The sequence below is a fragment of the Pseudomonas sp. ML2-2023-6 genome (assembly GCF_037055265.1).
GTDB lineage: Bacteria > Pseudomonadota > Gammaproteobacteria > Pseudomonadales > Pseudomonadaceae > Aquipseudomonas > Aquipseudomonas kulmbachensis.
Genome location: NZ_CP146347.1, coordinates 963,894 through 986,611, shown reverse-complemented (window position 1 = coordinate 986,611; position 22,718 = coordinate 963,894). Strand labels below are relative to the sequence as shown.

22 protein-coding genes and 1 pseudogene are annotated in these 22,718 nt (G+C 58.6%); 13 read left to right on the top strand and 10 right to left on the bottom strand.

Annotated features, from left to right (window positions below):
- Window positions 1-15 precede the first annotated feature (15 nt).
- Together thiS and V6L79_RS04510 are read right to left on the bottom strand one after the other, a co-directional pair.
- Window positions 16-216: a sulfur carrier protein ThiS gene (thiS, locus tag V6L79_RS04515; protein WP_016782550.1), complete on the bottom strand. Its 201-nt coding sequence runs from the start codon at window positions 214-216 to the stop codon at window positions 16-18.
- Between the two features lie 80 nt (window positions 217-296).
- On the bottom strand, window positions 297-668 hold the full coding sequence (locus tag V6L79_RS04510; protein ID WP_261740561.1) for a DUF423 domain-containing protein: 372 nt from the start codon (window positions 666-668) through the stop codon (window positions 297-299).
- A 45-nt stretch (window positions 669-713) separates the two neighbouring features.
- Between V6L79_RS04510 and mtgA the strand changes: the two genes are divergently transcribed.
- Entirely contained in the window at window positions 714-1,469 is a 756-nt protein-coding gene (gene mtgA, locus V6L79_RS04505; protein ID WP_405046609.1) for a monofunctional biosynthetic peptidoglycan transglycosylase, read from the top strand.
- Window positions 1,470-1,547: 78 nt separating this feature from the next.
- Here the strand turns inward: mtgA and rpoH are convergent, their stop codons facing one another.
- From rpoH to ftsY, 4 genes are all read right to left on the bottom strand, one after another.
- Complete coding sequence (gene rpoH / locus V6L79_RS04500) at window positions 1,548-2,402, bottom strand: RNA polymerase sigma factor RpoH (protein WP_004419731.1); 855 nt, start codon at window positions 2,400-2,402, stop codon at window positions 1,548-1,550.
- Between the two features lie 114 nt (window positions 2,403-2,516).
- Complete coding sequence (gene ftsX / locus V6L79_RS04495; protein WP_261740560.1) at window positions 2,517-3,539, bottom strand: permease-like cell division protein FtsX; 1,023 nt, start codon at window positions 3,537-3,539, stop codon at window positions 2,517-2,519.
- Window positions 3,536-4,207 (bottom strand): cell division ATP-binding protein FtsE, encoded by a 672-nt coding sequence (ftsE, locus tag V6L79_RS04490; RefSeq protein WP_261740559.1) that lies wholly within the window; start codon window positions 4,205-4,207, stop codon window positions 3,536-3,538. The genes ftsX and ftsE overlap by 4 nt, the downstream gene beginning before the upstream one ends.
- On the bottom strand, window positions 4,204-5,685 hold the full coding sequence (gene ftsY / locus V6L79_RS04485) for a signal recognition particle-docking protein FtsY (protein WP_338579872.1): 1,482 nt from the start codon (window positions 5,683-5,685) through the stop codon (window positions 4,204-4,206). Before ftsY ends, ftsE begins: the two co-directional genes overlap by 4 nt.
- 356 nt (window positions 5,686-6,041) lie before the next feature.
- Between ftsY and V6L79_RS04480 the strand changes: the two genes are divergently transcribed.
- From V6L79_RS04480 to V6L79_RS04455, 6 genes and pseudogenes are all read left to right on the top strand, one after another.
- Complete coding sequence (locus V6L79_RS04480) at window positions 6,042-7,397, top strand: pitrilysin family protein (protein ID WP_338579871.1); 1,356 nt, start codon at window positions 6,042-6,044, stop codon at window positions 7,395-7,397.
- On the top strand, window positions 7,390-8,880 hold the full coding sequence (locus tag V6L79_RS04475) for a pitrilysin family protein (protein ID WP_261740556.1): 1,491 nt from the start codon (window positions 7,390-7,392) through the stop codon (window positions 8,878-8,880). The genes V6L79_RS04480 and V6L79_RS04475 overlap by 8 nt, the downstream gene beginning before the upstream one ends.
- A complete protein-coding gene (gene rsmD, locus V6L79_RS04470; RefSeq protein WP_261740555.1) occupies window positions 8,880-9,476 on the top strand; it encodes a 16S rRNA (guanine(966)-N(2))-methyltransferase RsmD in 597 nt (198 codons plus the stop codon). The genes V6L79_RS04475 and rsmD overlap by 1 nt, the downstream gene beginning before the upstream one ends.
- 215 nt (window positions 9,477-9,691) lie before the next feature.
- Window positions 9,692-9,787, top strand: a pseudogene (locus V6L79_RS04465) (hypothetical protein); the annotation flags it as partial.
- A gap of 206 nt (window positions 9,788-9,993) precedes the next feature.
- Entirely contained in the window at window positions 9,994-11,037 is a 1,044-nt protein-coding gene (locus tag V6L79_RS04460) for a hydrolase (protein ID WP_261740554.1), read from the top strand.
- Window positions 11,037-11,873: an AraC family transcriptional regulator gene (locus V6L79_RS04455; RefSeq protein ID WP_261740553.1), complete on the top strand. Its 837-nt coding sequence runs from the start codon at window positions 11,037-11,039 to the stop codon at window positions 11,871-11,873. The genes V6L79_RS04460 and V6L79_RS04455 overlap by 1 nt, the downstream gene beginning before the upstream one ends.
- A gap of 10 nt (window positions 11,874-11,883) precedes the next feature.
- Here the strand turns inward: V6L79_RS04455 and V6L79_RS04450 are convergent, their stop codons facing one another.
- A complete protein-coding gene (locus tag V6L79_RS04450; protein WP_261740552.1) occupies window positions 11,884-12,738 on the bottom strand; it encodes a sulfurtransferase in 855 nt (284 codons plus the stop codon).
- 30 nt (window positions 12,739-12,768) lie between these two features.
- Window positions 12,769-13,437: a TetR/AcrR family transcriptional regulator gene (locus V6L79_RS04445; protein WP_261740551.1), complete on the bottom strand. Its 669-nt coding sequence runs from the start codon at window positions 13,435-13,437 to the stop codon at window positions 12,769-12,771.
- A 164-nt stretch (window positions 13,438-13,601) separates the two neighbouring features.
- On the opposite strand from V6L79_RS04445, the gene V6L79_RS04440 reads away from it, so the two are divergent.
- From V6L79_RS04440 to V6L79_RS04420, 5 genes are all read left to right on the top strand, one after another.
- Window positions 13,602-15,032 carry a coniferyl aldehyde dehydrogenase gene (locus V6L79_RS04440; protein WP_261740550.1) on the top strand — a complete coding sequence of 477 codons (1,431 nt, stop codon included), beginning with the start codon at window positions 13,602-13,604 and terminating at the stop codon, window positions 15,030-15,032.
- A 13-nt stretch (window positions 15,033-15,045) separates the two neighbouring features.
- Window positions 15,046-15,591 (top strand): twin-arginine translocation pathway signal protein, encoded by a 546-nt coding sequence (locus V6L79_RS04435; protein WP_261740549.1) that lies wholly within the window; start codon window positions 15,046-15,048, stop codon window positions 15,589-15,591.
- Window positions 15,592-15,752: 161 nt separating this feature from the next.
- Window positions 15,753-17,348: a GMC family oxidoreductase gene (locus V6L79_RS04430; RefSeq protein WP_338579870.1), complete on the top strand. Its 1,596-nt coding sequence runs from the start codon at window positions 15,753-15,755 to the stop codon at window positions 17,346-17,348.
- A gap of 115 nt (window positions 17,349-17,463) precedes the next feature.
- On the top strand, window positions 17,464-17,946 hold the full coding sequence (coaD, locus tag V6L79_RS04425) for a pantetheine-phosphate adenylyltransferase (protein WP_048361282.1): 483 nt from the start codon (window positions 17,464-17,466) through the stop codon (window positions 17,944-17,946).
- A 99-nt stretch (window positions 17,947-18,045) separates the two neighbouring features.
- Window positions 18,046-18,297 carry a YfhL family 4Fe-4S dicluster ferredoxin gene (locus V6L79_RS04420; protein ID WP_016782613.1) on the top strand — a complete coding sequence of 84 codons (252 nt, stop codon included), beginning with the start codon at window positions 18,046-18,048 and terminating at the stop codon, window positions 18,295-18,297.
- Between the two features lie 212 nt (window positions 18,298-18,509).
- On the opposite strand, the gene mutM is transcribed toward V6L79_RS04420, so the two are convergent.
- The gene (gene mutM, locus V6L79_RS04415) at window positions 18,510-19,322 is read right to left on the bottom strand and encodes a bifunctional DNA-formamidopyrimidine glycosylase/DNA-(apurinic or apyrimidinic site) lyase (RefSeq protein ID WP_321835391.1); all 813 of its coding nucleotides are present in this window, start codon (window positions 19,320-19,322) and stop codon (window positions 18,510-18,512) included.
- A 150-nt stretch (window positions 19,323-19,472) separates the two neighbouring features.
- On the opposite strand from mutM, the gene V6L79_RS04410 reads away from it, so the two are divergent.
- A complete protein-coding gene (locus V6L79_RS04410) occupies window positions 19,473-20,669 on the top strand; it encodes a class I SAM-dependent rRNA methyltransferase (RefSeq protein ID WP_261740546.1) in 1,197 nt (398 codons plus the stop codon).
- A 167-nt stretch (window positions 20,670-20,836) separates the two neighbouring features.
- Here V6L79_RS04410 and V6L79_RS04405 read toward each other — a convergent pair whose 3' ends face one another.
- Window positions 20,837-22,528 (bottom strand): DUF4153 domain-containing protein, encoded by a 1,692-nt coding sequence (locus V6L79_RS04405; RefSeq protein ID WP_261740545.1) that lies wholly within the window; start codon window positions 22,526-22,528, stop codon window positions 20,837-20,839.
- Between the last annotated feature and the right edge of the window lie 190 nt (window positions 22,529-22,718).

Genomic DNA, 22,718 nt, shown 5'->3' with positions numbered 1-22,718 from the left:
GGGTGGAGCGAAAACCTAGCCACCACCGATGGCGTGCACCACTTCGACCTGATCGCCTGCCTTGAGTACCGTCTCTGCATGCTGGCTGCGCGGGACGATGTCCAGGTTAAGCTCGACCGCGACCCTGCGGCCGGTCAGCTCCTGACGTGCCAGCAGGTCCGCAACGGTCTCGCCGTCCGGTAGTTCAAAGGATTCACCGTTCAACTGAATGAGCATGCGCGACGCTGCCTTCATTTTAAGGGGCCAGCATTCTATCCCGATCAGTCAGGTCGACCCAAGCCATTCATCTTGCGGGCTTAGCTCAGGCGCCAGGCGGCCAGGCCCAAACACAGCCAGCCGGCCAAAAATGCCAGACCACCAAAGGGCGTGATGATCCCCAGCTTGCTGATACCGGTCATGGTCAGCAGGTACAAACTGCCGGAAAACAGCACGATGCCAAGGGCGAAACAGACACCGGCCCAGGTCACCAAACGCCCTGGAAGATGAGTGGCCAGTAGGGCCACACCGAACAGAGCCAGGGTGTGCACCAGTTGGTAAGTCACGCCTGTATGAAAAATAGCCAGGTACTGTTCACTCAAGCGACCTTTCAGGCCGTGGGCGGCGAATGCGCCCAGCGCAACACCGGTAAAGCCGAAGAACGCGGCCAGCATCAAAAAAACGCGCAGCATGAGGTAACTCCAGTCAGGATCATCGAATGGCGCAGGGTCTGTATAATGGCCCGCTCAACGGGTTCGGCCAAGCCATCTATGCTGCGTTTTCTTGTTCATCGCATTCTTAAAGCCCTGCTCTGGTTCGCAGTGGGCAGCGCATTACTGGTGCTGATTTTTCGCTGGGTGCCACCCCCCGGCACGGCGCTGATGGTGGAGCGCAAGGTCGAGTCGTGGTTCGACGGCGACCCCATTGACCTGCAACGCAGCTGGCGTCCCTGGAATGAAATTTCCAACGACCTCAAAGTGGCAGTCATGGCTGGCGAAGATCAAAAGTTCCCCGAGCATTGGGGTTTTGACTTTGGAGCGATCCGGGCCGCGCTGGTACACAACGAGCAGGGCGGCACGTTGCGCGGCGCCAGTACGCTGAGCCAGCAAGTGTCGAAGAACCTGTTTTTATGGTCTGGCCGCAGCTGGTTGCGCAAAGGCCTGGAAGCCTGGTTTACCGGGCTGATTGAAGTGCTCTGGCCCAAGCAGCGGATTCTTGAGGTGTACCTCAATAGCGCGGAGTGGGATGAAGGGGTGTTTGGGGCCGAAGCGGCGGCTCAGCATCACTTTGGTGTAAGCGCCAAGAACCTTTCGCGCCAGCAGGCCAGTTATCTGGCTGCGGTGCTACCCAGCCCGCTGAACTGGAGCGCCAGCCATCCCAGCTCATACGTGAGTCGTCGCGCAGGCTGGATTCGCCAGCAAATGAGTCAGTTGGGCGGGGACAGCTACCTCGACGGCCTGAACACCTCGCGTAAGGCGCCATGGGCTGATTGAAGCTGCCAGTTTTTTGTGAGCTCGCCGCACAAACAAAAACGCCCCGATCAGATCGGGGCGTTTTATTGTCGGGCCGTGTTAGGCGGCAATCGACAGTTTGAGCTTGTTCATCGCGCTTTTTTCCAGCTGACGAATACGCTCTGCAGACACGTTGTACTTCTGTGCCAGGTCGTGCAGCGTGGCTTTTTCTTCAGCCAACCAGCGCTGATACAGAATGTCACGGCTGCGGTCGTCCAGTACTTCCAGCGCTTCATGCAGGTTGCTGGTGGAGTTATCGGTCCAGTCAGCATCTTCCAATTGGCGCGCCGGGTCGTACCGGTGGTCTTCCAGGTAGTTGGCTGGCGACTGGAACGCACTGTCGTCGTCAGCTTCGGCCGCCGGATCGAACGCCATGTCGTGACCGGTCAGGCGGCTTTCCATCTCACGGACTTCACGAGGCTCTACGCCGAGGCTTTCAGCCACACGATGAACTTCGTCGTTGTTCAGCCAGGCCAAACGTTTTTTCTGGCTGCGCAGGTTGAAGAACAGTTTGCGCTGAGCCTTGGTGGTCGCGACTTTCACGATCCGCCAGTTACGCAAAATAAACTCGTGGATCTCTGCCTTGATCCAGTGAACGGCGAACGAAACCAGACGCACGCCCATTTCAGGGTTGAAGCGTTTGACCGCCTTCATCAGGCCGACGTTGCCTTCCTGGATCAGGTCAGCCTGAGCCAGGCCATAACCCGAATAACTACGGGCAATGTGTACAACAAAACGCAGGTGGGCGAGCACCATCTGCCGAGCCGCCCCCAAATCCTGCTCATAGTAGAGACTCTCGGCCAGTTCACGCTCCTGCTCCGGTGTCAGCAATGGAATGCTGTTCACCGTGTTTACATAGGCCTCAAGGTTCGCACCAGGGACCAACGCATACGCAGGTTGCAAAGAAGTGGTCATACGAAAAAACCTCCGTCTTACATAACTCGTGCAGTTCAGCACTGCGAAAGTTGACCGGGAATTCAGAAAAAAGTTCCCAAAAAAAGCTGAAAAGGTCAACAGGTGTAAAAGGAACTACTTGGGCGAAAGCTCACGTAAGTGACGCGCTACTGCAATCCATGCACCGATATACCCTAACAGCACCGCGCCAAGCAAGAGAGACAGACCATCGGCTACCGGCACACCCGCCAAAGCAAAATTGCTGCCGTACAAGCCAGCCAACCCTACCACCGCGTCATTTAACCAGTCCAAGCCGAATGCCAATACGCCCCAGGACAATACTCCCGCACCAAAGCCATAAAGCGCACCCATATAAAGAAATGGCCTGCGTACATAGCTGTCAGTACCACCAACCAGCTTGATGACTTCGATTTCGATACGGCGATTCTCGATATGCAAACGAATCGTATTACCGATAACCAGCAGCAAAGCCGATACCAGCAATACCGTCAAGCCAAACACAAAGCGATCACCCAACTTCAGGATGGCCGCCAAACGCTCGACCCAGACTAGATCAAGTTGCGCCTGTTGCACCTTCGGCAACTGCGCAAGACGCTCGCGAAGGGCTTCAAGGGTGGCTTTATCGACTTCGGCCGGGGTCACCAGCACCACACCGGGCAACGGGTTATCAGGCAACTCTTTCAGCGCTTCGCCCAGCCCTGACTGCTGCTGGAACTCTTCGAGGGCCTTTTCGCGGCTGATAAATTCGGCGTCAGCCACCCCCGCCATACCTTTTATCTGATCGCTGAGTTTTTCACCCTGCTCACTGCTGGCATCCATCTGCAAATACAACGAAATCTGCGCCGCACGCTGCCAGGAACCGCCCAGACGCTCGACATTGTTCAGCAACAACGACAAGCCCATGGGCAAGCTCAGCGCAACGGCCATTACCAGACAGGTAAAAAAGCTGCCAATTGGCTGCTTGCCAAGGCGTTTGAGGCTGTCGAGCAAACTCGCACGGTGGGCCTCAACCCAGGCGTGAAACAGCATGGCGAAGGTCGGACCATCGTCATCATCGTGTTTTTTCTTCGGCGGCTGCGGGTCGGCGGCCTTGGGCGCTACGCGTTCGGACACTTTGGAGCTGCGGGTCGCACTCATACAGCAGCCTCCCCGTCGCCAATCAATCGCCCGCGCTGCAAGGTGAGCATGCGATGGCGCATACGCGCGATCAGCGCCAGGTCATGGCTGGCAATCAGTACGCTGGTGCCCAAACGGTTGATGTCTTCAAATACGCCCATGATTTCCGCCGCCAAACGCGGATCGAGGTTACCGGTGGGTTCATCGGCCAGCAGCAAGGCCGGACGATGGACGATGGCGCGGGCAATACCGACACGTTGCTGTTGGCCCGTGGACAAGTCTCCGGGGTACAGATCGGTTTTATCCGACAACGCCACGCGCTCCAGTGCCGAGTCAACGCGCTTGGCGATCTCGGCCTTGGACAACCCGAGGATTTGCAGGGGCAAGGCAACGTTGTTGAATACCGTGCGATCAAACAGTAACTGGTGGTTCTGGAACACCACGCCGATCTGGCGACGCAAAAAAGGAATCTGCGCGTTGCTGATCTGCCCCAGGTCCTGCCCCGCCAGCAGCAATTTGCCGGTGGTCGGGCGTTCCATTGCCAGCAACAGGCGCAACAGCGTGCTTTTGCCTGCGCCGGAGTGGCCGGTCACAAAGAGGAATTCACCTCGACGGACCCGAAAGCTCAGCTCGTGCAGGCCCACGTGTCCATTTGGATAGCGCTTACCGACCTGCTCGAAACGAATCATGGACGCTCCCGCTCCGCAAATAGAGCCTGGACAAAGGGTTCGGATTCAAAATCACGCAAATCATCGATGCCTTCACCCACACCGATAAAGCGAATAGGGATATTGAATTGCTTGGCCAGGGCAAAAATGACCCCGCCTTTGGCCGTGCCATCCAGCTTGGTCAACGCCAGGCCGGTAAGAGCAACGGTCTGGTCAAACTGTTTGGTCTGGCTAATAGCGTTCTGCCCTGTACCGGCATCCAGCACCAGCAGCACTTCGTGCGGGGCGTCTTCGTCGAGCTTGCCGATAACCCGGCGAACTTTCTTCAGCTCTTCCATCAGGTTGTCTTTGGTATGCAGGCGCCCGGCAGTATCCGCGATCAAAACGTCGATGCCACGGGCCTTGGCTGCTTGCACGGCGTCAAAGATCACCGAAGCCGAGTCAGCACCCGTGTGCTGGGCAATCACCGGAATGTTGTTGCGCTCACCCCACACCTGCAACTGCTCGACGGCGGCTGCGCGGAAGGTATCACCGGCCGCCAGCATGACTTTCTTGCCTTCGAGCTGCAGCTTTTTAGCCAATTTGCCAATGGTGGTGGTTTTGCCCGCACCGTTGACGCCCACCACCAGAATCACGAAAGGCTTGTTCCTGGATTCGATTTTCAGCGGCTGCTCAACCGGCTTGAGCATGGCTGCCAACTCATCCTGCAATGACTTGTACAGCGCGTCGGCATCGGTCAATTGCTTGCGGGCGACTTTCTGCGTCAGGTTTTTAATGATCACCGACGTTGCTTCAACACCCACATCGGCGGTCAGCAAGCGGGTTTCGATCTCTTCAAGCAGATCGTCATCGATAACCTTTTTGCCCAGAAACAGGCTGGCCATACCTTCGCCGATACTGGCGCTGGTTTTGGACAGACCCTGCTTGAGACGGGCAAAGAAGCCGGTCTTGGGCTCAGCCGCAACTACCGGAGCGGGGGCGGGGGCGGGGGCTTCAACCACAGGTACAGGTGCAGCCACTACCGGAACAGGCACAGGCACGACCACCGGCGCTACGACGGCAACTGGTTCTGGTTCTGGTTCTGGTTCTGGTTCTGGTTCTGGTTCTGGTTCTGGTTCTGGTTCTACAAAAGTCTCGACCACCTCAAGCACTTCAACCACAGGCTCAGGGATCGGCGGCACGATATGCGGCGCTTGCACATCCTCGACCAGCGCCACCGGCTCTTCGGCAACGGGCAAGGACGGCCATGGCGCCGGCTCAGGAACGATCTGTGGGACAGGGGCCAGCTCAACAACAGGCGCTGCCGTCACCACTACCACTTCAGGGGTTGCCTCGACGACCACTGGCGTGGCCTCGATCAACGGCTCAGGGGTGATCTCGGGAGCAGGCGCGGGTTGTTCCACGACGGTTTCCTGCGGCTTTCTGCGCAGCCATCCGAACAGGCCTTTTTTTTCGCCAGCCGCAGCTGGGTTCTTCTTGTCGTCGTTGGAACCAAACATGGAGGACGGCTATCTCATCGTAGCGACGCGCCACTGTGGCGCCCCGGCAAATAATATTCGGTGTGAAACAGACTGCAATTTTGTCAGCTTGTTCGCACGCAACTGTGATCCGAGGGTAAAACACACCTCGTGAACTTCGTATTAACTCGGGTCTGGAACGGGAAAATCGGCAAAAAAGCGAAATTTACCGTGATACATCCACACTTCCAAGCGGGCTTCTATACTGCCCGATCAAACTTCGTCTGATCGTCAAAGGCCTGATAGGCGTGGCCGCCAGTAAAACGGATCAGTATCCTAGCACCTCCTCACCCGCAGACGCTAAGGCCAAGCGGGCAGCCCAACAGGTTTAAAAACGAATGAACGCTCTAGCCCGCCGCGCTGCTGGCCTGTTGCTCAGCACAGTTTTAGTCCCGCTTTCGGCCCTGGCGGCCGAACCACAGCCTACCCACGAGTTCCGCCTGGACAATGGCCTGAAAGTCATCGTGCGTGAAGACCACCGTGCACCCGTGGTGGTATCCCAGGTCTGGTACAAAGTCGGCTCAAGTTACGAGACGCCCGGCAAGACCGGCCTGTCCCACGCCCTTGAACACATGATGTTCAAAGGCAGCAACAAGGTCGGGCCCGGTGAAGCCTCTCTGATCCTGCGCGACCTTGGCGCACAGGAAAACGCCTTCACCAGCGACGACTACACCGCTTATTACCAGGTACTGGCCCGCGACCGCCTGGGCGTTGCCTTCGAACTTGAAGCCGACCGCATGGCCAGCCTTCGCCTGCCGCCTGAAGAGTTCAAGCGCGAAATCGAAGTCATCAAGGAAGAGCGCCGCCTGCGCACCGACGACCAGCCCATGAGCAAAGCCTACGAGCTGTTCAGCGCAATGGCCTACCCTTCCAGCGGCTACCACACCCCGACCATCGGCTGGATGGTCGACCTTGAGCGCATGAGCGTTGGCGAACTGCGCGACTGGTACGAAGAGTGGTATGCGCCCAATAACGCCACGCTGGTAGTGGTCGGTGACGTAACCCCGGACGAAGTCAAAGCCCTGGCCCAGCGCTACTTTGGCCCGGTTGCGAAACGCGAGATCCCGGTTGCCAAAATCCCGCTGGAGCTGCCGACCCCTGGTGAGCGCCTGCTCAAGATTTACGTACAGACCCAACTGCCAAGCCTGATGCTGGGCTTTAACGTGCCAAGTATTGCCACCGCCAAAGACCCGGTTACCGCTAACGCCCTGCGCCTGATTTCTGCGCTGCTGGACGGCGGCTACAGCGCGCGCATGCCAACCCAACTGGAACGCGGCGAAGAACTGGTCTCCGGCGCATCGTCCAGCTACAACGCGTTCACCCGTGGCGACAGCCTGTTCATGCTTTCGGCGATGCCCAACAGTCAGAAAAAAGTCACGTTGGCACAGACCGAAGCCGGTTTGTGGCGCTTGCTCGACGACCTGAAAAAGACCCCGCCTACCACTGAAGAACTGGAGCGCGTGCGCGCCCAAGTGATTGCCGGTCTGGTTTACGAGCGTGACTCGATCACCAGCCAGGCCACCTCGATTGGCCAACTGGAAACCGTCGGCCTGTCCTGGAAGCTGATGGACTCCGAGCTGGCTGATCTGCAAAAGGTCACTCCAGCTGATATCCAGCAAGCGGCCCGCACCTATTTCACTCGCGACCGTCTCAGCGTTGCGCATGTACTGCCCGAGGAGAAAACCCATGAGTGAGCGTAAAGGTTCCCGCTACGCACTGCTCGGTCTGAGCGCCGTCGTACTGGTTGGCGCACTCGGCTACTTTTTCGCCAACCCCGACCAGTCGGTTGCCAGCCAGGCGCTGGATAAGGCCAAGACCGAGCACAAGCTGCAATCCTTGGCCGAACTCGACGGCAAGGCGCCCAGCCATCGTGAGCTGGACGTACAGACCTGGAAAACCGCCGAAGGCTCCAAAGTACTGTTTGTCGAAGCCAGGCAACTGCCGATGTTCGACCTGCAACTGACCTTCGCAGCAGGCAGCAGCCAAGACGACTCCACCCCCGGCCTGGCCCTGCTAACCAATGCCATGCTCAATGAAGGCGTGGCCGGCAAGGATGTCGGCGCCATCGCCCAGGGTTTTGAAGGCCTGGGCGCGGAATTCGGCAATGGTGCTTATCGCGATATGGCCATAGTTTCGTTGCGCAGCCTGAGTGACGCCGACAAACGCACCCCGGCGCTCAATCTGTTCTCTGAGGTTGTGGGCAAGCCTGCGTTCCCGGCCGACTCATTGGATCGGATCAAAAACCAGTTGCTGGCCAGCTTTGAATTCCAGAAGCAAAACCCCGGCAAACTGGCCAGCATCGAGCTGTTCAAGCACCTGTACGGCGACCACCCGTACGCCCACGCCAGCGATGGTAATGCCCAAAGCATCTCTTCAATTACCATCGACCAGCTCAAGGCCTTCCACAACAAGGCTTACACAGCAGGCAACGCGGTGATCGCGATTGTTGGCGACTTGTCTCGCGCTGAAGCCGAAGCCATCGCGGCCCAGGTCTCTGCCGCCCTGCCAAAAGGCCCGGCCGTCACCAAGACTCTGCAGCCTGGCGAACCAAAAGCGGGCCAGACTCATATCGAGTTCCCGTCCAAGCAAACCCACCTGCTGCTGTCTCAGCTGGGTATAGACCGTGCTGATCCGGACTACGCCGCGCTCGCACTGGGTAACAGCATCCTCGGTGGTGGCGGTTTCGGTACACGCCTAATGACTGAAGTCCGTGAAAAACGCGGTCTGACTTACGGCGTATACTCCAGCTTCACACCCATGCAGGCCCGTGGTCCGTTTCTGATCAACCTGCAAACACGTGCCGAATTGAGCGAAGGCACGCTCAAACTGGTGCAAGACATTTTGGCTGACTACCTGAAAAACGGTCCGACGCAAAAAGAACTCGACGATGCCAAGCGTGAATTGGCGGGCAGCTTCCCGCTGTCCACTGCCAGCAACGCGGCCATCGTCGGCCAACTGGGCGCAATGGGCTTCTATGATTTGCCTTTGGACTATCTGGAAACCTTCATGCAGAAGTCCCAGGACCTGACCACCGAGCAGGTCAAGGACGCCATGAACAAGCACCTGAGCGCCGACAAAATGGTCGTAGTGACCGCCGGCCCTACCGTGCCGCAAAAACCACTGCCACCTCCTACCGACAAACCTTCAGAGCAACCTCTTGGGGTTCCGGAGCATTAATGGCAAAGCCAAAAAACACATCGCACTCGGGTGCGGGTCAGTTACGCATCATCGGCGGGGAATGGCGCAGCCGCAAGCTGGACTTCCCCCATGTAGAGGGCCTGCGCCCTACGCCGGATCGCGTGCGTGAAACCCTGTTCAACTGGTTGGCCCCGCATATCGGCGGCGCCAAAGTACTGGACGTATTCGCCGGTAGCGGCGCGCTGTTCCTCGAAGCCATGTCCCGCGGCGCGGCCAAAGGCGTGGCGCTGGACAGCAACCGCGATGCGATCTCCAACATTCGCGAGAACATGGGCATCTTGCGTTGCACTGTTGGCGAAGTGCAGCAAACCGACGCCCTGCGCTACCTGGACGCGACCCCGAGTGACACCTTCGACGTGGTGTTCCTCGACCCGCCGTTCAACAAGGACCTGCTCAAGCCTGCCTGCGACCTGCTGGAGCAGCGCGGCTGGCTGGCCGAGGACGCCTGGGTTTACACCGAAAGCGAGTTGCGCCCGTCCGAACTGGGCCTGCCCGCCAACTGGCGTCTGCACCGCGAGCAAAAAGCCGGAGGCGTGAACTACGCCCTGTGGCAGCGCGAGGCAATCGCACAGTAACAGCTAAACCTGTAGATACTCTGTAGCCGCTGCCGCAGGCTGCGATAAGGGCCGAAGGACCTTCGCTTTTGAAAAAGAGCGACCCCTACGGGCTCAATCGCAGCCTGCGGCAGCGGCTACAGATTTTGGACGATTCATTAAACGCGCCTTAGTACACAAGATACCTGTGTAACGCCCTCACCTGCCCTCCCAAGCCCAACCTGTTCTAACGATCAGAAGACCATCGCGCAGCCGTGGTTCACTCGCAGCTCTGGTATCGCGTCGGCTCGAGCTATGAGCCTGCGGGCCAATCCGGGCTGTCCCATGCCCTGGCTGTCGCACTTGAAGTGATGGCCGACCAGATGAGCACTGCGCAACTGGACGACATCAAGCAGTACCTGCCGCGGGCACTGCCAGAGGTTATAGCGCCTGATCCGATACTGGCGAACATTTGTATGTCAGCCATCAGTTGAACACGCAGCACTTGGGTGCAAAGCTCTGATGTGGCAATTTAGAAACCCGCCGTACCTGTAATCCGATGAGAACCACCGTGCCTTTTTCAGCCAGCCATGCTCTACCCCTCAAGCCATTCACCCCGGCTTTGGGCCTCGGCAACCCCCATGTACAAACGTTATGGGGACCGTTATGGCGCACCAAACCTGCCATTGAACATCGGCGTGAACGCTTGTGGTTGAAGGATGGCGACTTTCTCGACCTGGACTGGCACGGCACGCCATCGGCCCATGCACCCGTGGTGTTGGTGCTGCACGGTTTGACCGGCTCATCGGGCTCGCACTATGTACTGGGGTTGCAAAACGCTCTCGCCGCACGTGGCTGGACCAGTGTGGCGCTGAACTGGCGGGGTTGTTCGGGTGAACCCAACCTGCTGACCCGCAGCTACCACTCAGGTGCCAGCGAAGATCTGGCCGAGGCCGTGGCACATCTTCGCGCCAGCCATCCACTGGCACCGTTGTATGCCGCAGGCTATTCGCTTGGGGGCAATGTGCTGCTCAAGTATCTGGGCGAAAGCGGTCCCGACAGCGGCCTGCAAGGTGCCGTCGCCGTATCGGTGCCGTTCCGGCTTGACCAGTGTGCCGACCGAATTGGCCTGGGATTTTCCAGGGTCTATCAAGCGCACTTCATGCGCGAGATGCTGGCCTACGTCAAAGACAAGAAACGCCGGTTCCAGCTCGATTCCCAACACGAAGGTCTGGCCAGACTGGCCCAGTTGGGCTCGGTGAAAGCATTGAGCAAAATGCGCACTTTCTGGGAATTCGATGACCGCGTGACCGCGCCCCTTAACGGCTACCTCAATGTCGATGACTACTACCGCCGCGCCTCCAGTCGTTACTTCCTGGGCGCCATCCAGACCCCAACGCTGATTATCCAGTCCGAAGACGATCCGTTCGTGTTCAGGCACAGTATCCCCGAGGCCAGCGAGCTGTCGGCCTGCACCCAACTGGAATTGCACTCCAAGGGTGGGCATGTCGGGTTTCTGGAGGGCTCGCCAGGCAAACCCGCGTACTACCTTGAACGCCGCATTCCGCAATGGCTGGCCGCGCTTGGGCATGAGTCTGCGTAATGGACGGCGCGCAGGGTGAATCGATCCATTTCTGGCAAGCGCCGCCCCTGAGCGGCGTCGAGTTGCTCACGGCACGCTACATCGAACACCGCTTCGTACCTCACGTTCATGATGGTTTTGTGATTGGCATGATCATCGCGGGTGCCCAGCGGTATCGCTATCGGGGCGCCGAGCACCTGGCCGCCACCGGCACGCTGGTTCTGATCAATCCGGACGAAGTGCACAATGGCCACAAAGGCCACGATGCTGGGTGGCGCTACCGGGCGTTTTACCCGGACAACGCGCAACTGCACCAGTTACTTGACGAACTGGAGCTGCCCACGACGCACTTGCCAACCTTCAGCGACACACTGCTGTATGACTGCGACCTGTTCCACGGGTTGTTCCAGTTGCATCAGTTGCTCGAAGGGCCAGAAACCGCGCTGCACCAGCAAACCGTATGGCGCCAGATGATGCTTGCCTTGCTCAACCGTCATGCCCGCCTGCCGCTACCGGCAAAGCCGGGGATCGAGCATCGCGCCGTGCGCCAGGCCAAGGAACTGCTCCACGCCCGACTGGCGCAGCCGCCATCACTGGAAGAACTTGCGGCGGCGGTCAATCTGTCACCGTTCCACTTTGCCCGAGTGTTTCAACGGGCCACTGGCATGCCGCCGCACACTTGGCTGATGCAACAACGCATTGCCCATGCACGGGCCTTGCTGCAACAGGGTTGCTTGCCGCTGCAGGTCGCGACGCAATTGGGGTTTGCCGACCAGAGCCACCTGAGTCGGCAATTCAAGAAGGTGTACGGCGTTGGCCCCGGGGCGTATCGACTGGCCAGCGCCAATAGGGTGTAGGGGCAACGGCTCAATCCCCTGTAGCAATGCCCCGCGCAGGATCGTTGATCCACTCACTCCAGGAGCCGGCATAGAGCCTGCCCAATGGATAGCCCGCCAACCCCAATGCAAACAGGTTGTGGCACGCCGTCACCCCAGAGCCGCAATAAGCCACCAACTCCTCGGGCGAACGGCCCGCGAGCTTTTCGGCGAAACGCTGCCTGAGCTGCTCGGCAGGCAGAAAGCGCCCGCTGCTGTCGAGGTTTTCGCTGAATGCCGCACATTGCGCACCCGGAATATGCCCGGCGACCGGATCAATCGGCTCGACCTCGCCACGAAAGCGCGGTTGAGCGCGGGCGTCGATCAAGGTCAACTCCGGTTTGGTCAGGCGTTTTTGCAATTGTTCGGCACTCAGCAACATATGACTGTCGGGTTTACCCATCAGCGTGCCACGCAAGGTCGGTGCCGCATCCAGACTCAAAGGGAAACCCGCGCCATGCCAGGCCTTGAGCCCACCATCCAGAATAAACACGCCGTCACGCTTGCCCAGCCAGGTCAGTAACCACCATGCCCGAGCGGCATAAGCGCCCGGGCCATCGTCGTACAACACCACATCGCTATCGGCATTCACACCCCAGCTGCGCAGTCGCTCAAGCAAGGTCTGCGGATCGGGCAGCGGATGACGGCCAGTCACGCCTTTAATCACTGGCCCGCTCAGGTCACGGTCAAGATCGGCAAACTGCGCGCCGGCAATATGCCCTTCGGCATAGCTGCAACGGCCATAGTCAGGGTCTTCAAGGGCAAAGCGACAATCCAGAATAACCAGACCGGGCAGCGCCTGACGTTCATTCAGGGCTTGCGGGCTGATCAGTTGCGCAACGGGCATAGTGAACTCCTGTGAGGGGGTGAAATGCAGTTATTGAGCGTACAGCGCATGTTCCAGAGGCACGTAATATTCCTTGATCAGCTCATCGACCGCTTCACGGGCCTGGTCGGTGACAAAACCCGACTCCAGCACCAGCAGTTGATACACCCCACGCTTGATCGCCTGCTCGCTGAGCTGATCACTGTTCTCACGGGTAGTGCACAAAAAACCGACCCACGAGGTGAGAATAATCCACGCATTCAAGCTCAGGGATTCGATTTGCTGGGGGGTCATGCGCAATATTTCGGCCTCGACAAACCCGGCATAGATCGCCTGCGCCTGCACCAGGCAGTGCTGTGAAAAACGTCGATAGCGGATGGCCAGCTCCGAGTCACTGTGCAATAAATGCTCAATGTCGCGGTACAAAAAACGGTAGCGCCACATCGCATCCAGCAGTTGCTGCAGGTAATGACGCTTGTCGGCCACGCTCGGCAAACGCCCTTCGGGTGGGTGTAAAAAACCCGATACCAGCGCTTCGTACTCACTGAACAAGACCGAGATAATCGCCTGCTTGTTCGGGAAGTGGTAATACAAATTGCCCGGCGAAATCTCCATATGAGCCGCAATGTGGTTGGTGCTCACACTGCGTTCGCCCAGCTGGTTAAAAAGCTCCAGGCTGCTATTGGCGATGCGCTGGCTGGTTTTTAGTCGTATGGCCATAGGCTTGGGCTTAAATTAAAAACGAAAGGCATCTTACGGCCTAACCTTGAATCGATAAACAACACGGCTGTCAGGCCCTTCGATTGACAACTTAGAGCATAGGCTCTAAAAACATTACTGCTCTCCAACGATAAAAACCGATAAAAAAACCGCCTGGAGCAACCATGTCTGTCGACAGTACTCACGTTCACGACACCTCAGCCCTGCAGGGAGATCTCCAGGCCCTGCTCGACAAACAGCGCCTGGCCTACACTTCTCATCCATTCCCGCCACTTGCCCAGCGCCAGCAATGGCTAAAAAGCCTGCGCCAGATGTTAAGCGCCGAGCGTGAAATCCTGATCGATGCCATCAGTCAGGATTTCAGCCACCGCAGTCCCGACGAAACCCTGTTTGCCGAACTGATGCCTTGCCTGCACAGCATCGATTACACCTTGCGACACCTCAAACGCTGGATCAAACCCACGTCACGTAGCGTGGGCATGATGTTTGCGCCCGCCAGCGCCAAGGTCATGTATCAACCGCTCGGCGTGATCGGGATTATCGTGCCGTGGAACTACCCGCTGTATCTGGCGATAGGCCCTTTGGTCGGCGCGCTCGCCGCCGGGAACCGGGTCATGCTCAAACTCAGCGAGTTCACCCCGGCCACAGGGCGCTGGCTCAAGGATTTGCTGGGGCGCATCTTCCCCGAAGACATGGTGGCCGTGGTCCTGGGCGAAGCCGATGTCGCCGTGGCGTTTTCCGGCCTGGCGTTTGACCACTTGTTGTTCACCGGCTCCACCCATGTGGGCAAGCAGGTGATGCGCGCCGCGTCTGAAAACCTGACGCCTGTGACCCTGGAACTGGGTGGTAAATCCCCTGCCATCGTGTCGGCCGATGTACCACTCAAAGATGCCGCACAGCGCATTGCCTGGGGTAAAACCCTGAACGCCGGGCAAACCTGTATCGCACCTGATTACGTGTTGGTGCCGCACGACCGGGTCGACGGTTTTGTCGACGCCTACCGCCAGGCTGTGCACAACTTTTATCCGACGCTTATCGACAACCCGGACTACACCGCAATCATCAATGAACGCCAGCTGGAGCGTCTTGAACGACTGCAGGCCGACGCGACGCTCAAGGGCGCACGCCTGATCCCGCTGTACGAACAGGGCCAGGGACGGCGCATGCCCCACACCTTGGTGCTGGATGTGAACGACGACATGCAGGTCATGCAGGACGAAATATTCGGTCCGCTGTTGCCCGTTGTGGCCTACACCAATCTCGAACAAGCGCTGGCCTACATCAACACTCGACCTCGCCCCTTGGCGCTTTATTATTTTGGCTACAACAAGGCCGAGCAACAGCGCGTCATCCAGCACACCCACTCAGGCGGTGTGAGCATCAACGAAACGCTGCTGCACGTGGCCATCGACGACCTGCCCTTTGGTGGCGTCGGGCCCTCGGGCATGGGCCATTACCACGGCCACGAAGGCTTCTTGACCTTCAGCAAAGCCAAAGGGGTATTGGTCAAGCAGCGCCTGAACAGCTCACTGATGATCTACCCGCCCTACGACCGACAATGGGTGCGGCTGATCCAAAAACTGTTTATCCGCTAGCGGAGCCTTGGCCATGCCCGATTTCAGTATCGAAAGCGCCCTGCTATCACGTCGCGGGGTCTTGAAGGTCAGCGTGTGCGCCAGTGCATTACTGGCCACTGCCGGGCTGACTGCCAGCCTCAGCGGCTGCTCAGCCAGCGCCAGCGCTCGCGGGTTTTCTGTGTTGCGCAGCAGTGACCTGGCTTTTTTGCGGGCACTGATCCCGGTCATGCTCGCTGGCAGCGTGGTCGCAGCATCAATGCCCGACGCGGCGAAGGCCACGCTGAACAAACTGGACAACAACCTCAATCACTTGTCGCCTGCGCTGCTCGGCCTTACCCAACAACTGTTCGACGTATTGGCCATGCCCGTGACACGCGGTCCGTTGACCGGGGTTTGGGGCCGATGGGAAAACGCCAGCCCGGAACACATTCAGCACTTTCTGCAGCGCTGGCAAAACAGCAGTCTGAACCTGTTGAAAATGGGCCATGGCTCGCTGGTGCAACTGGTCATGATGAGTTGGTACGAATGCCCGCAATCATGGGCCGTCTGCGGCTATCCCGGCCCGCCAAAAATCTGAGCAGAGCCTTGTAGCCGCTGCCGCAGGCTGCAATGGGCCGCGTAGCGACCCCGCGCATTCAAGTTAGTACAAAGGTCCTGCGGCCCTTATCGCAGCCTGCGGCAGCGGCTACAAAAACAGAGCTTTTCAACAATAATAATTTCACTCCAGAGCACTCCTTTATGCCCGTAACCGATCCGTTCCGCGAAGGCCTGGCCCGAGGCTGGAAAACCTATGATGGCTCGCAGCTGGAGAACGACCTCACACTGGAGGCAGACGTCGCCATTGTCGGTAGTGGCGCGGGCGGCGGCACCACGGCTGAAATTCTCAGCGCAGCGGGCTACAAGGTTTTGCTGATAGAAGAAGGGCCGCTTAAAACCAGCAGCGATTTCAAACTGCTCGAAGACGAGGCCTACGCCAGCCTGTACCAGGAAGGCGTCGGACGCATGAGCAAGGACGGCGCCATCAGCATTCTGCAAGGCCGGGCGGTGGGTGGCACCACACTGGTCAACTGGACCTCAAGTTTTCGCACCCCGGCGCCGACCCTGGAGCACTGGGCCCGTGAACACGCGGTCGTGGGCCACAGCGAAGCGCAGATGGCTCCTTGGTTCGAACAGATGGAACGGCGCTTGGGTGTTGCGCCCTGGCAAGTCCCGCCCAATGCCAACAACGAAGTGATCCGCAACGGCTGCGAAAAGCTCGGCTACAGCTGGCATGTGATCCCGCGCAATGTGCGCGGCTGCTGGAACCTGGGCTACTGCGGCATGGGCTGCCCGACCAACGCCAAGCAATCGATGCTGGTCACCACCATTCCCGCAACCCTGGAAAAAGGCGGTGAGCTGCTCTATCTGGCCCGCGCCTGGCGGTTATCGATCAGTGGCGATCACGTTACCGGCCTGGAATGCCAGGCCATGGACAGCCGCTGCGTAACCCCTACGGGCCGCAAGATAACGGTCAAGGCGCGGCATTACGTGCTGGCCGGTGGTGGCATCAACACGCCTGGCCTGCTGATGCGCTCCGACGCGCCCGACCCGCACAAGCGACTGGGCAAACGGACGTTTCTGCATCTGGTCAACTTCTCTGCTGCGCAATTCCCTACCGCCATTAATCCTTTTTACGGTGCGCCACAGTCGATTTACTCCGATCACTTTCAATGGAAAGACGGCACCACAGGGCCCATGGGCTACAAACTCGAAGTACCACCGTTGCACCCGGCATTAGCTGCAACCTTGTTTGCCGGTTTTGGCCAAAGCAGTACCGCCCAGATGGCCCAACTGCCTAATACCCACATGATGCTGGCGCTGATGCGCGACGGGTTTCATCCCGACAGCCCCGGCGGCAATGTGCAATTGCGCAGCGATGACAGCCCGGTGCTCGATTACAACCTCACCGACTATGGCTGGGAGGGACTCAAACGCGCTTTTCAGAGCATGGCCGAAATCCAGTTTGCAGCGGGCGCCAGCGCGGTCATGCCGCTGCACTGCGATGCGCGTTACATGAAAAGCCTGAGCGCAACCCGTGAACTGATAGACAGTTTGAGCCTTGAGTTGTATCGAACACGCTTGGCCAGTGCCCATGTAATGGGTGGGTGTGCAATGGGCGAAAATTCTCAAATGGCCGTCACCGACAGCCTCGGACGCCATCATCAATTGCGTAACGTATCGATCCACGACGGCTCGTTATTCCCCACCAGCATTGGTGCCAACCCACAATTGTCGGTGTACGGACTGACGGCAAAACTCGCGACACAATTGGTCGAGCGCCTGAAAAATTCATGAAAAAGCAGTTAATTCGTCGCGTCTATAGTGCTTTCTTCTTCGAATGGCGACTTGGCCGACCGGGAATGCTGCGATACCATCCGATTCCCCAACGGATTCCCGCCAGGACGACGCGATGAACCGAGTGTTGTACCCAGGTACATTCGACCCTATTACCAAGGGCCATGGCGATCTGGTCGAACGCGCCTCGCGCCTGTTCGATCATGTGATCATTGCTGTCGCTGCCAGCACCAAGAAAAACCCGCTATTTCCTTTGGAACAGCGTGTGGAGCTGGCTCGTGAAGTCACCAAACACCTGCCCAATGTTGAGGTGGTCGGTTTCTCGACGCTGCTCGCGCACTTTGCCAAAGAACAGAATGCCAATGTGTTTCTGCGTGGCCTGCGTGCCGTGTCGGACTTCGAATACGAGTTCCAGCTGGCGAACATGAATCGCCAACTGGCCCCTGATGTCGAAAGTCTGTTCCTCACGCCATCAGAGCGCTATTCGTTTATATCGTCGACGCTGGTGCGTGAAATCGCAGCCTTGGGCGGCGATATCAACAAATTTGTACACCCGGTTGTGGCCGAGGCCCTGACCGAGCGTTTTCGCAAGAAATAACCACTGAAGCGGCGCCCGCGTGCACTGCGGGCGCCAATGCGGCACAATTGGCGCATTCGATTTCAGTTGCCCGGGCCAACCGCCCCGGCCGGAGTACCCATGTCCCTGATCATCACCGACGATTGCATTAACTGCGACGTCTGCGAACCCGAGTGTCCGAACGCCGCCATTTCCCAGGGCGAAGAGATCTACGTGATCGACCCGAACCTGTGCACCCAGTGCGTAGGCCACTACGACGAACCGCAATGCCAGCAGGTTTGCCCGGTCGACTGCATCCCTCTGGATGAAGCCCACCCGGAAACCGAAGAACAGCTGATGGAAAAGTACCGGGCAATTACCGGTAAGGCCTGATTCGTGCTTGCACCTCCTGTAGCCGCTGATGAGGCACGAAGGCTGCGGTCGACTGCGCAGCAGTCGTAAACCTGAGCCCTCGATATACCTGTCATATCGAGGTGGCTAATCGCAGCCTTCGTCCCTCGACAGCGGCTACAGAGATACTTCAAGCAGGCTCGCTCCCACTGGGGCTGACCTGGAACAGAGTATCTACAAGTGCATCGTCACGGCTACGTCTGGCAACGCGGGCAGAACACGCTGGCGCGCTGGCCCAACTTGACGTCACGCAGCTCCGTGCCACAGACCTTGCACGGCTCATAACCACGCCCGTATACGAACAGCTCCTGCTGGAAGTAACCGGGCTGGCCGTCACCGCCAATAAAGTCGCGCAAGGTGGTTCCACCACGTTCGATGGCGGCAGCCAAAATCCGCTTGATCTCGATCGCCAGCTTTAAATAGCGTGCCCGCGAAATGCTCTTGGCCTCGCGACGTGGGTCGATCCCGGCAGCAAACAACGCTTCGGTCGCATAAATATTGCCTACCCCCACCACCACGGCGTTGTCCATGATGTACGGTTTTACCGCCATCGAGCGTTTGCGTGACAGCTGGAACAGCCGATCACCGTCAAACAGGTCCGTCAGTGGTTCAGGCCCCAAACGCACCAGCAATTCGTGGTTCAGCGGGTCCAGGCTCCAGAGCATGGCTCCAAAGCGGCGCGGGTCGGTGTAGCGCAAGGCCAGCCCGGACTCCAGTTCGATATCCACGTGCTCGTGCTTGGCGGCGGGCAATCCGGCCTCTACCAACCGCAAATTGCCCGACATGCCCAAATGACTGATTAGCGTGCCGACTTCGGCGTTGATCAGCAAATACTTGGCACGCCGTTCGACCAGCACAATACGTTGCCCGGACAGGCGCACATCAAGGTCTTCGGGGATCGGCCAGCGCAGGCGCCGCTCGCGCACAATTACCCGACTGACCCGCTGCCCTTCAAGGTGCGGGGCGATGCCACGGCGGGTGGTTTCGACTTCAGGTAATTCAGGCATGGAGGCTCCGTACTCTGGGATAGCTGGCGATTCTAGCGGAAATATCCGAGCCGCTGGGTCCGTGATCCGACGCAATGCGGTGAATCAGCCAAGCCTCAAGGTTATGTCTAGGGCTATAATCGCGCCCTTTTCAATACCCGGAGCGACGTCATGTCCCTGCCAAGCCTGCGCCTTAAAGCCAATGCCGATCGACGCCTGCGCGCCGGCCACTTGTGGGTCTACAGCAACGAAATCGATGTAGCCGCCACACCGCTTAACGGTTTTAAGGCCGGCGACCAAGCGGTACTCGAAACCGCCGGCGGCAAGCCGCTGGGCATCGTTGCCATGAGCCCCAACAACCTGATCTGCGCCCGTTTGCTGTCGCGCGACATCAAGCTGCCACTGGATAAATCGCTGCTGGTTCACCGCCTGAATGTGGCCCTGTCCCTGCGCGAACGCCTGTTCGACAAGCCTTACTACCGCTTGGTATTCGGCGATTCCGACCTGCTGCCGGGCCTGGTGGTTGATCGTTTCGGCGACATTCTGGTGGTTCAACTGGCCTCGGCCACCATGGAACAGCATAAAGACGACGTGATCGCGGCACTGGTGCAAGTCATCAAGCCAAGCGGCATCTTGTTCAAGAACGATTCGGCTGCCCGTGATGCCGAAGGCCTTGAGCGTTATGTCGAAACCGTCTTTGGCCTGGTGCCGGAGTGGGTATCGCTGGAAGAGAACGGCGTGAAGTTCGAAGCGCCAGTTATTGGCGGGCAGAAAACCGGCTGGTTCTACGACCACCGCATGAACCGCGCACGCCTGGCCCCGTACGTTCAGGGCAAGCGCGTACTGGACTTGTACAGCTACATCGGTGGCTGGGGCATTCAAGCCGCAGCGTTTGGTGCCAGCGAAGTGTTCTGCGTCGACGCCTCCTCCTTTGCCCTCGATGGTGTTGAGCGTAACGCTGCGCTGAACGGCTTTGCCGAGAAAGTTACCTGCATGGAAGGCGACGTGTTTGAAGCCCTCAAGGAACTTAAAGCCAACGAAGAGCGTTTCGACGTGATCGTGGCCGATCCTCCGGCCTTCATCAAACGCAAAAAAGACCTGAAAAACGGCGAAGGCGCTTACCGTCGCCTGAATGAGCAAGCCATGCGCCTGCTGAACAAGGACGGGATTCTGGTCAGCGCTTCGTGCTCCATGCACTTGCCCGAAGACGACCTGCAAAACATCCTGCTGACCAGCGCCCGTCATCTGGACCGCAACATGCAGTTGCTGGAGCGCGGCGGCCAGGGCCCGGATCATCCGGTTCACCCGGCAATCGCTGAAACCCGCTACATCAAGAGCATCACTTGCCGTTTGCTGCCTAACAGCTAAGACGGACATCGCCCCGTAGCAGCTGCCGTAGGAACGAGGCTGCGTTCGATTGCGAAGCGATCGTAAAATCTGAGCCCACGGTCTAGCTGCTAAACCGCATATTCTGATTTCACGACGGCTGCGCCGCCGAACGCAGCCTTCGTTCCTCGGCAGCGGCTACAGAGTATTCAGGGCTTTTGAGGTTTCTCCAGCTTCGGGCTCAGCTCCACCCCGCCAATCTGCAGCGATTGATAACGTGGCTTCACCACTTTCACGTTGCCCTGGCGTATTTGCTCAATCAGCGCTAACGCGCTTTCATCGCCAGCATAGGTACCGGCTCGCCGCCATTTACCTTGTGTGTCGCGCGTGTAAAAGCTCAGTGGCTCAGACCATTTGTTCTTGGGCAATTGCAGCACCTCAACCTGCCCGTCCTGATCCAGATCCACGGCCCATAGCGCGCAACCCGGAGCCCAGCAAGACGGCCCACCAATTTCCTGCGCGTCAAACTGCTCGCTGCCCTCGACCTTGGGACCGATCCATTCCAGCAGCCGGTCTGACTCTCGAGGACCGTTGCCCGTACTCACTTCCTTGAGACGCCTCAACAACACTTCTCGTCCAGGCTCGGTCAACACCAACCCCTGCTCGACTTGCGCCAATAAAGCCTCGTACGCCTGCTTACCTTGTGGCCCCAGACGATTGCGCAATGTGTCTGCATCAAAGGTGTCTACCGGCGTCTTGCCGCTGAGCACGCGCTGTACCTGATTGTTCGCACTCAGTTGTAACGGACTGAACCACGGCGTATGAATCGCCAGCAACAGCGCCACACACAGCAACGCAATCAGCGGGTTGCTGAGGCGCAACCTGCCCAGCCAGACCGGCTGCGGAACAAGCACCGCCCAAAGCGCCGCCATACTGTGAACAAAAATCACCAACACCAGCAGCATGGCCAGAACCCGCGACGGCGTCAGGCCGTACTGCTCAATGCGCAGCCAGGTTGAATACCCCGCCAATACCACCAGCACCGGCAAACACAGCAGGCACAGGTCAATCACCCGTACCAGCCAGGTCGGATAACCGCTGCCCTGGGTCCCGTCCTGAAACACCCCATTGAGCAAAAACAGATTGACCGCCACCAGCCACAGCATGATCGGCGTCGAATAACCGGTGTCCCAGATCGGTTCCAGCCCGGTAAAGGGCAAGGCAAAGCTGAACACAATGACAATCAGCGCACTCAACGGCAGCAGGAAGCGGCACAGCGCCAGCAAAATCCCGCGCAACAGACCGATGACCCGATCCTTTTCACGGCCCATATGCACGCCCAGGGCAAACACCATCGCCAAGCTGACGCATATAAACCCGTCGGTTGAGAACAGCTTGTTCAGCGCCACTATCCCGAGCATCTTGAACAACCCGCCCCACAGCAACAGCAACGCCCAAAACACTGCGTTCAACAGCACGCCCAGCAAGACGATAAATACGGTATCCCAAGCATGGCGAAACAGATCTTCGTAGCGCGGGAAGCGCCCTTCGCGGGTCGGCCAGCTCAGGATAAACACCGTGCACACGTAGGTAATCACTACGCCAAAGAAGCTCCAGCTACCCACCAGCCAACTACCGGCGCGCCAATACTCATCGCCGTCCAAAAATACCCAGCCACTGATCGCCGCCATCACTGCCGTGAGCCCAAGCACCAACCATGCAACGCCGCGTTGGCGGATGTTCTCGCCCAGCAGCAACAGGTTGATACCGCCCACCAGCACTGCCGTTATCAGCGCATACCTCACCCCGGTATCGCCCATGGAAGTCGCCAGCCACAGCACTAGCCCCTGCACCAGACCGATGGCCAGATATGTTTTGACAGTACGATTGAGGGTTAGCATTCACAGAGCCCATTCAAGAATCATTCCTGCACTTTATAACCTGAAAGCCTTGAACGCCTAGATACCCATTACTGCAAACAACCCTGGAGCAACCTACAGGCCCATTCCCTCCGCCCGCCAGCCGTGTAGAATCGACGTATTCATCGCCAATCATCCCCGGCGGGTTTATGAGCTCAGGCCCAGGCGCGCG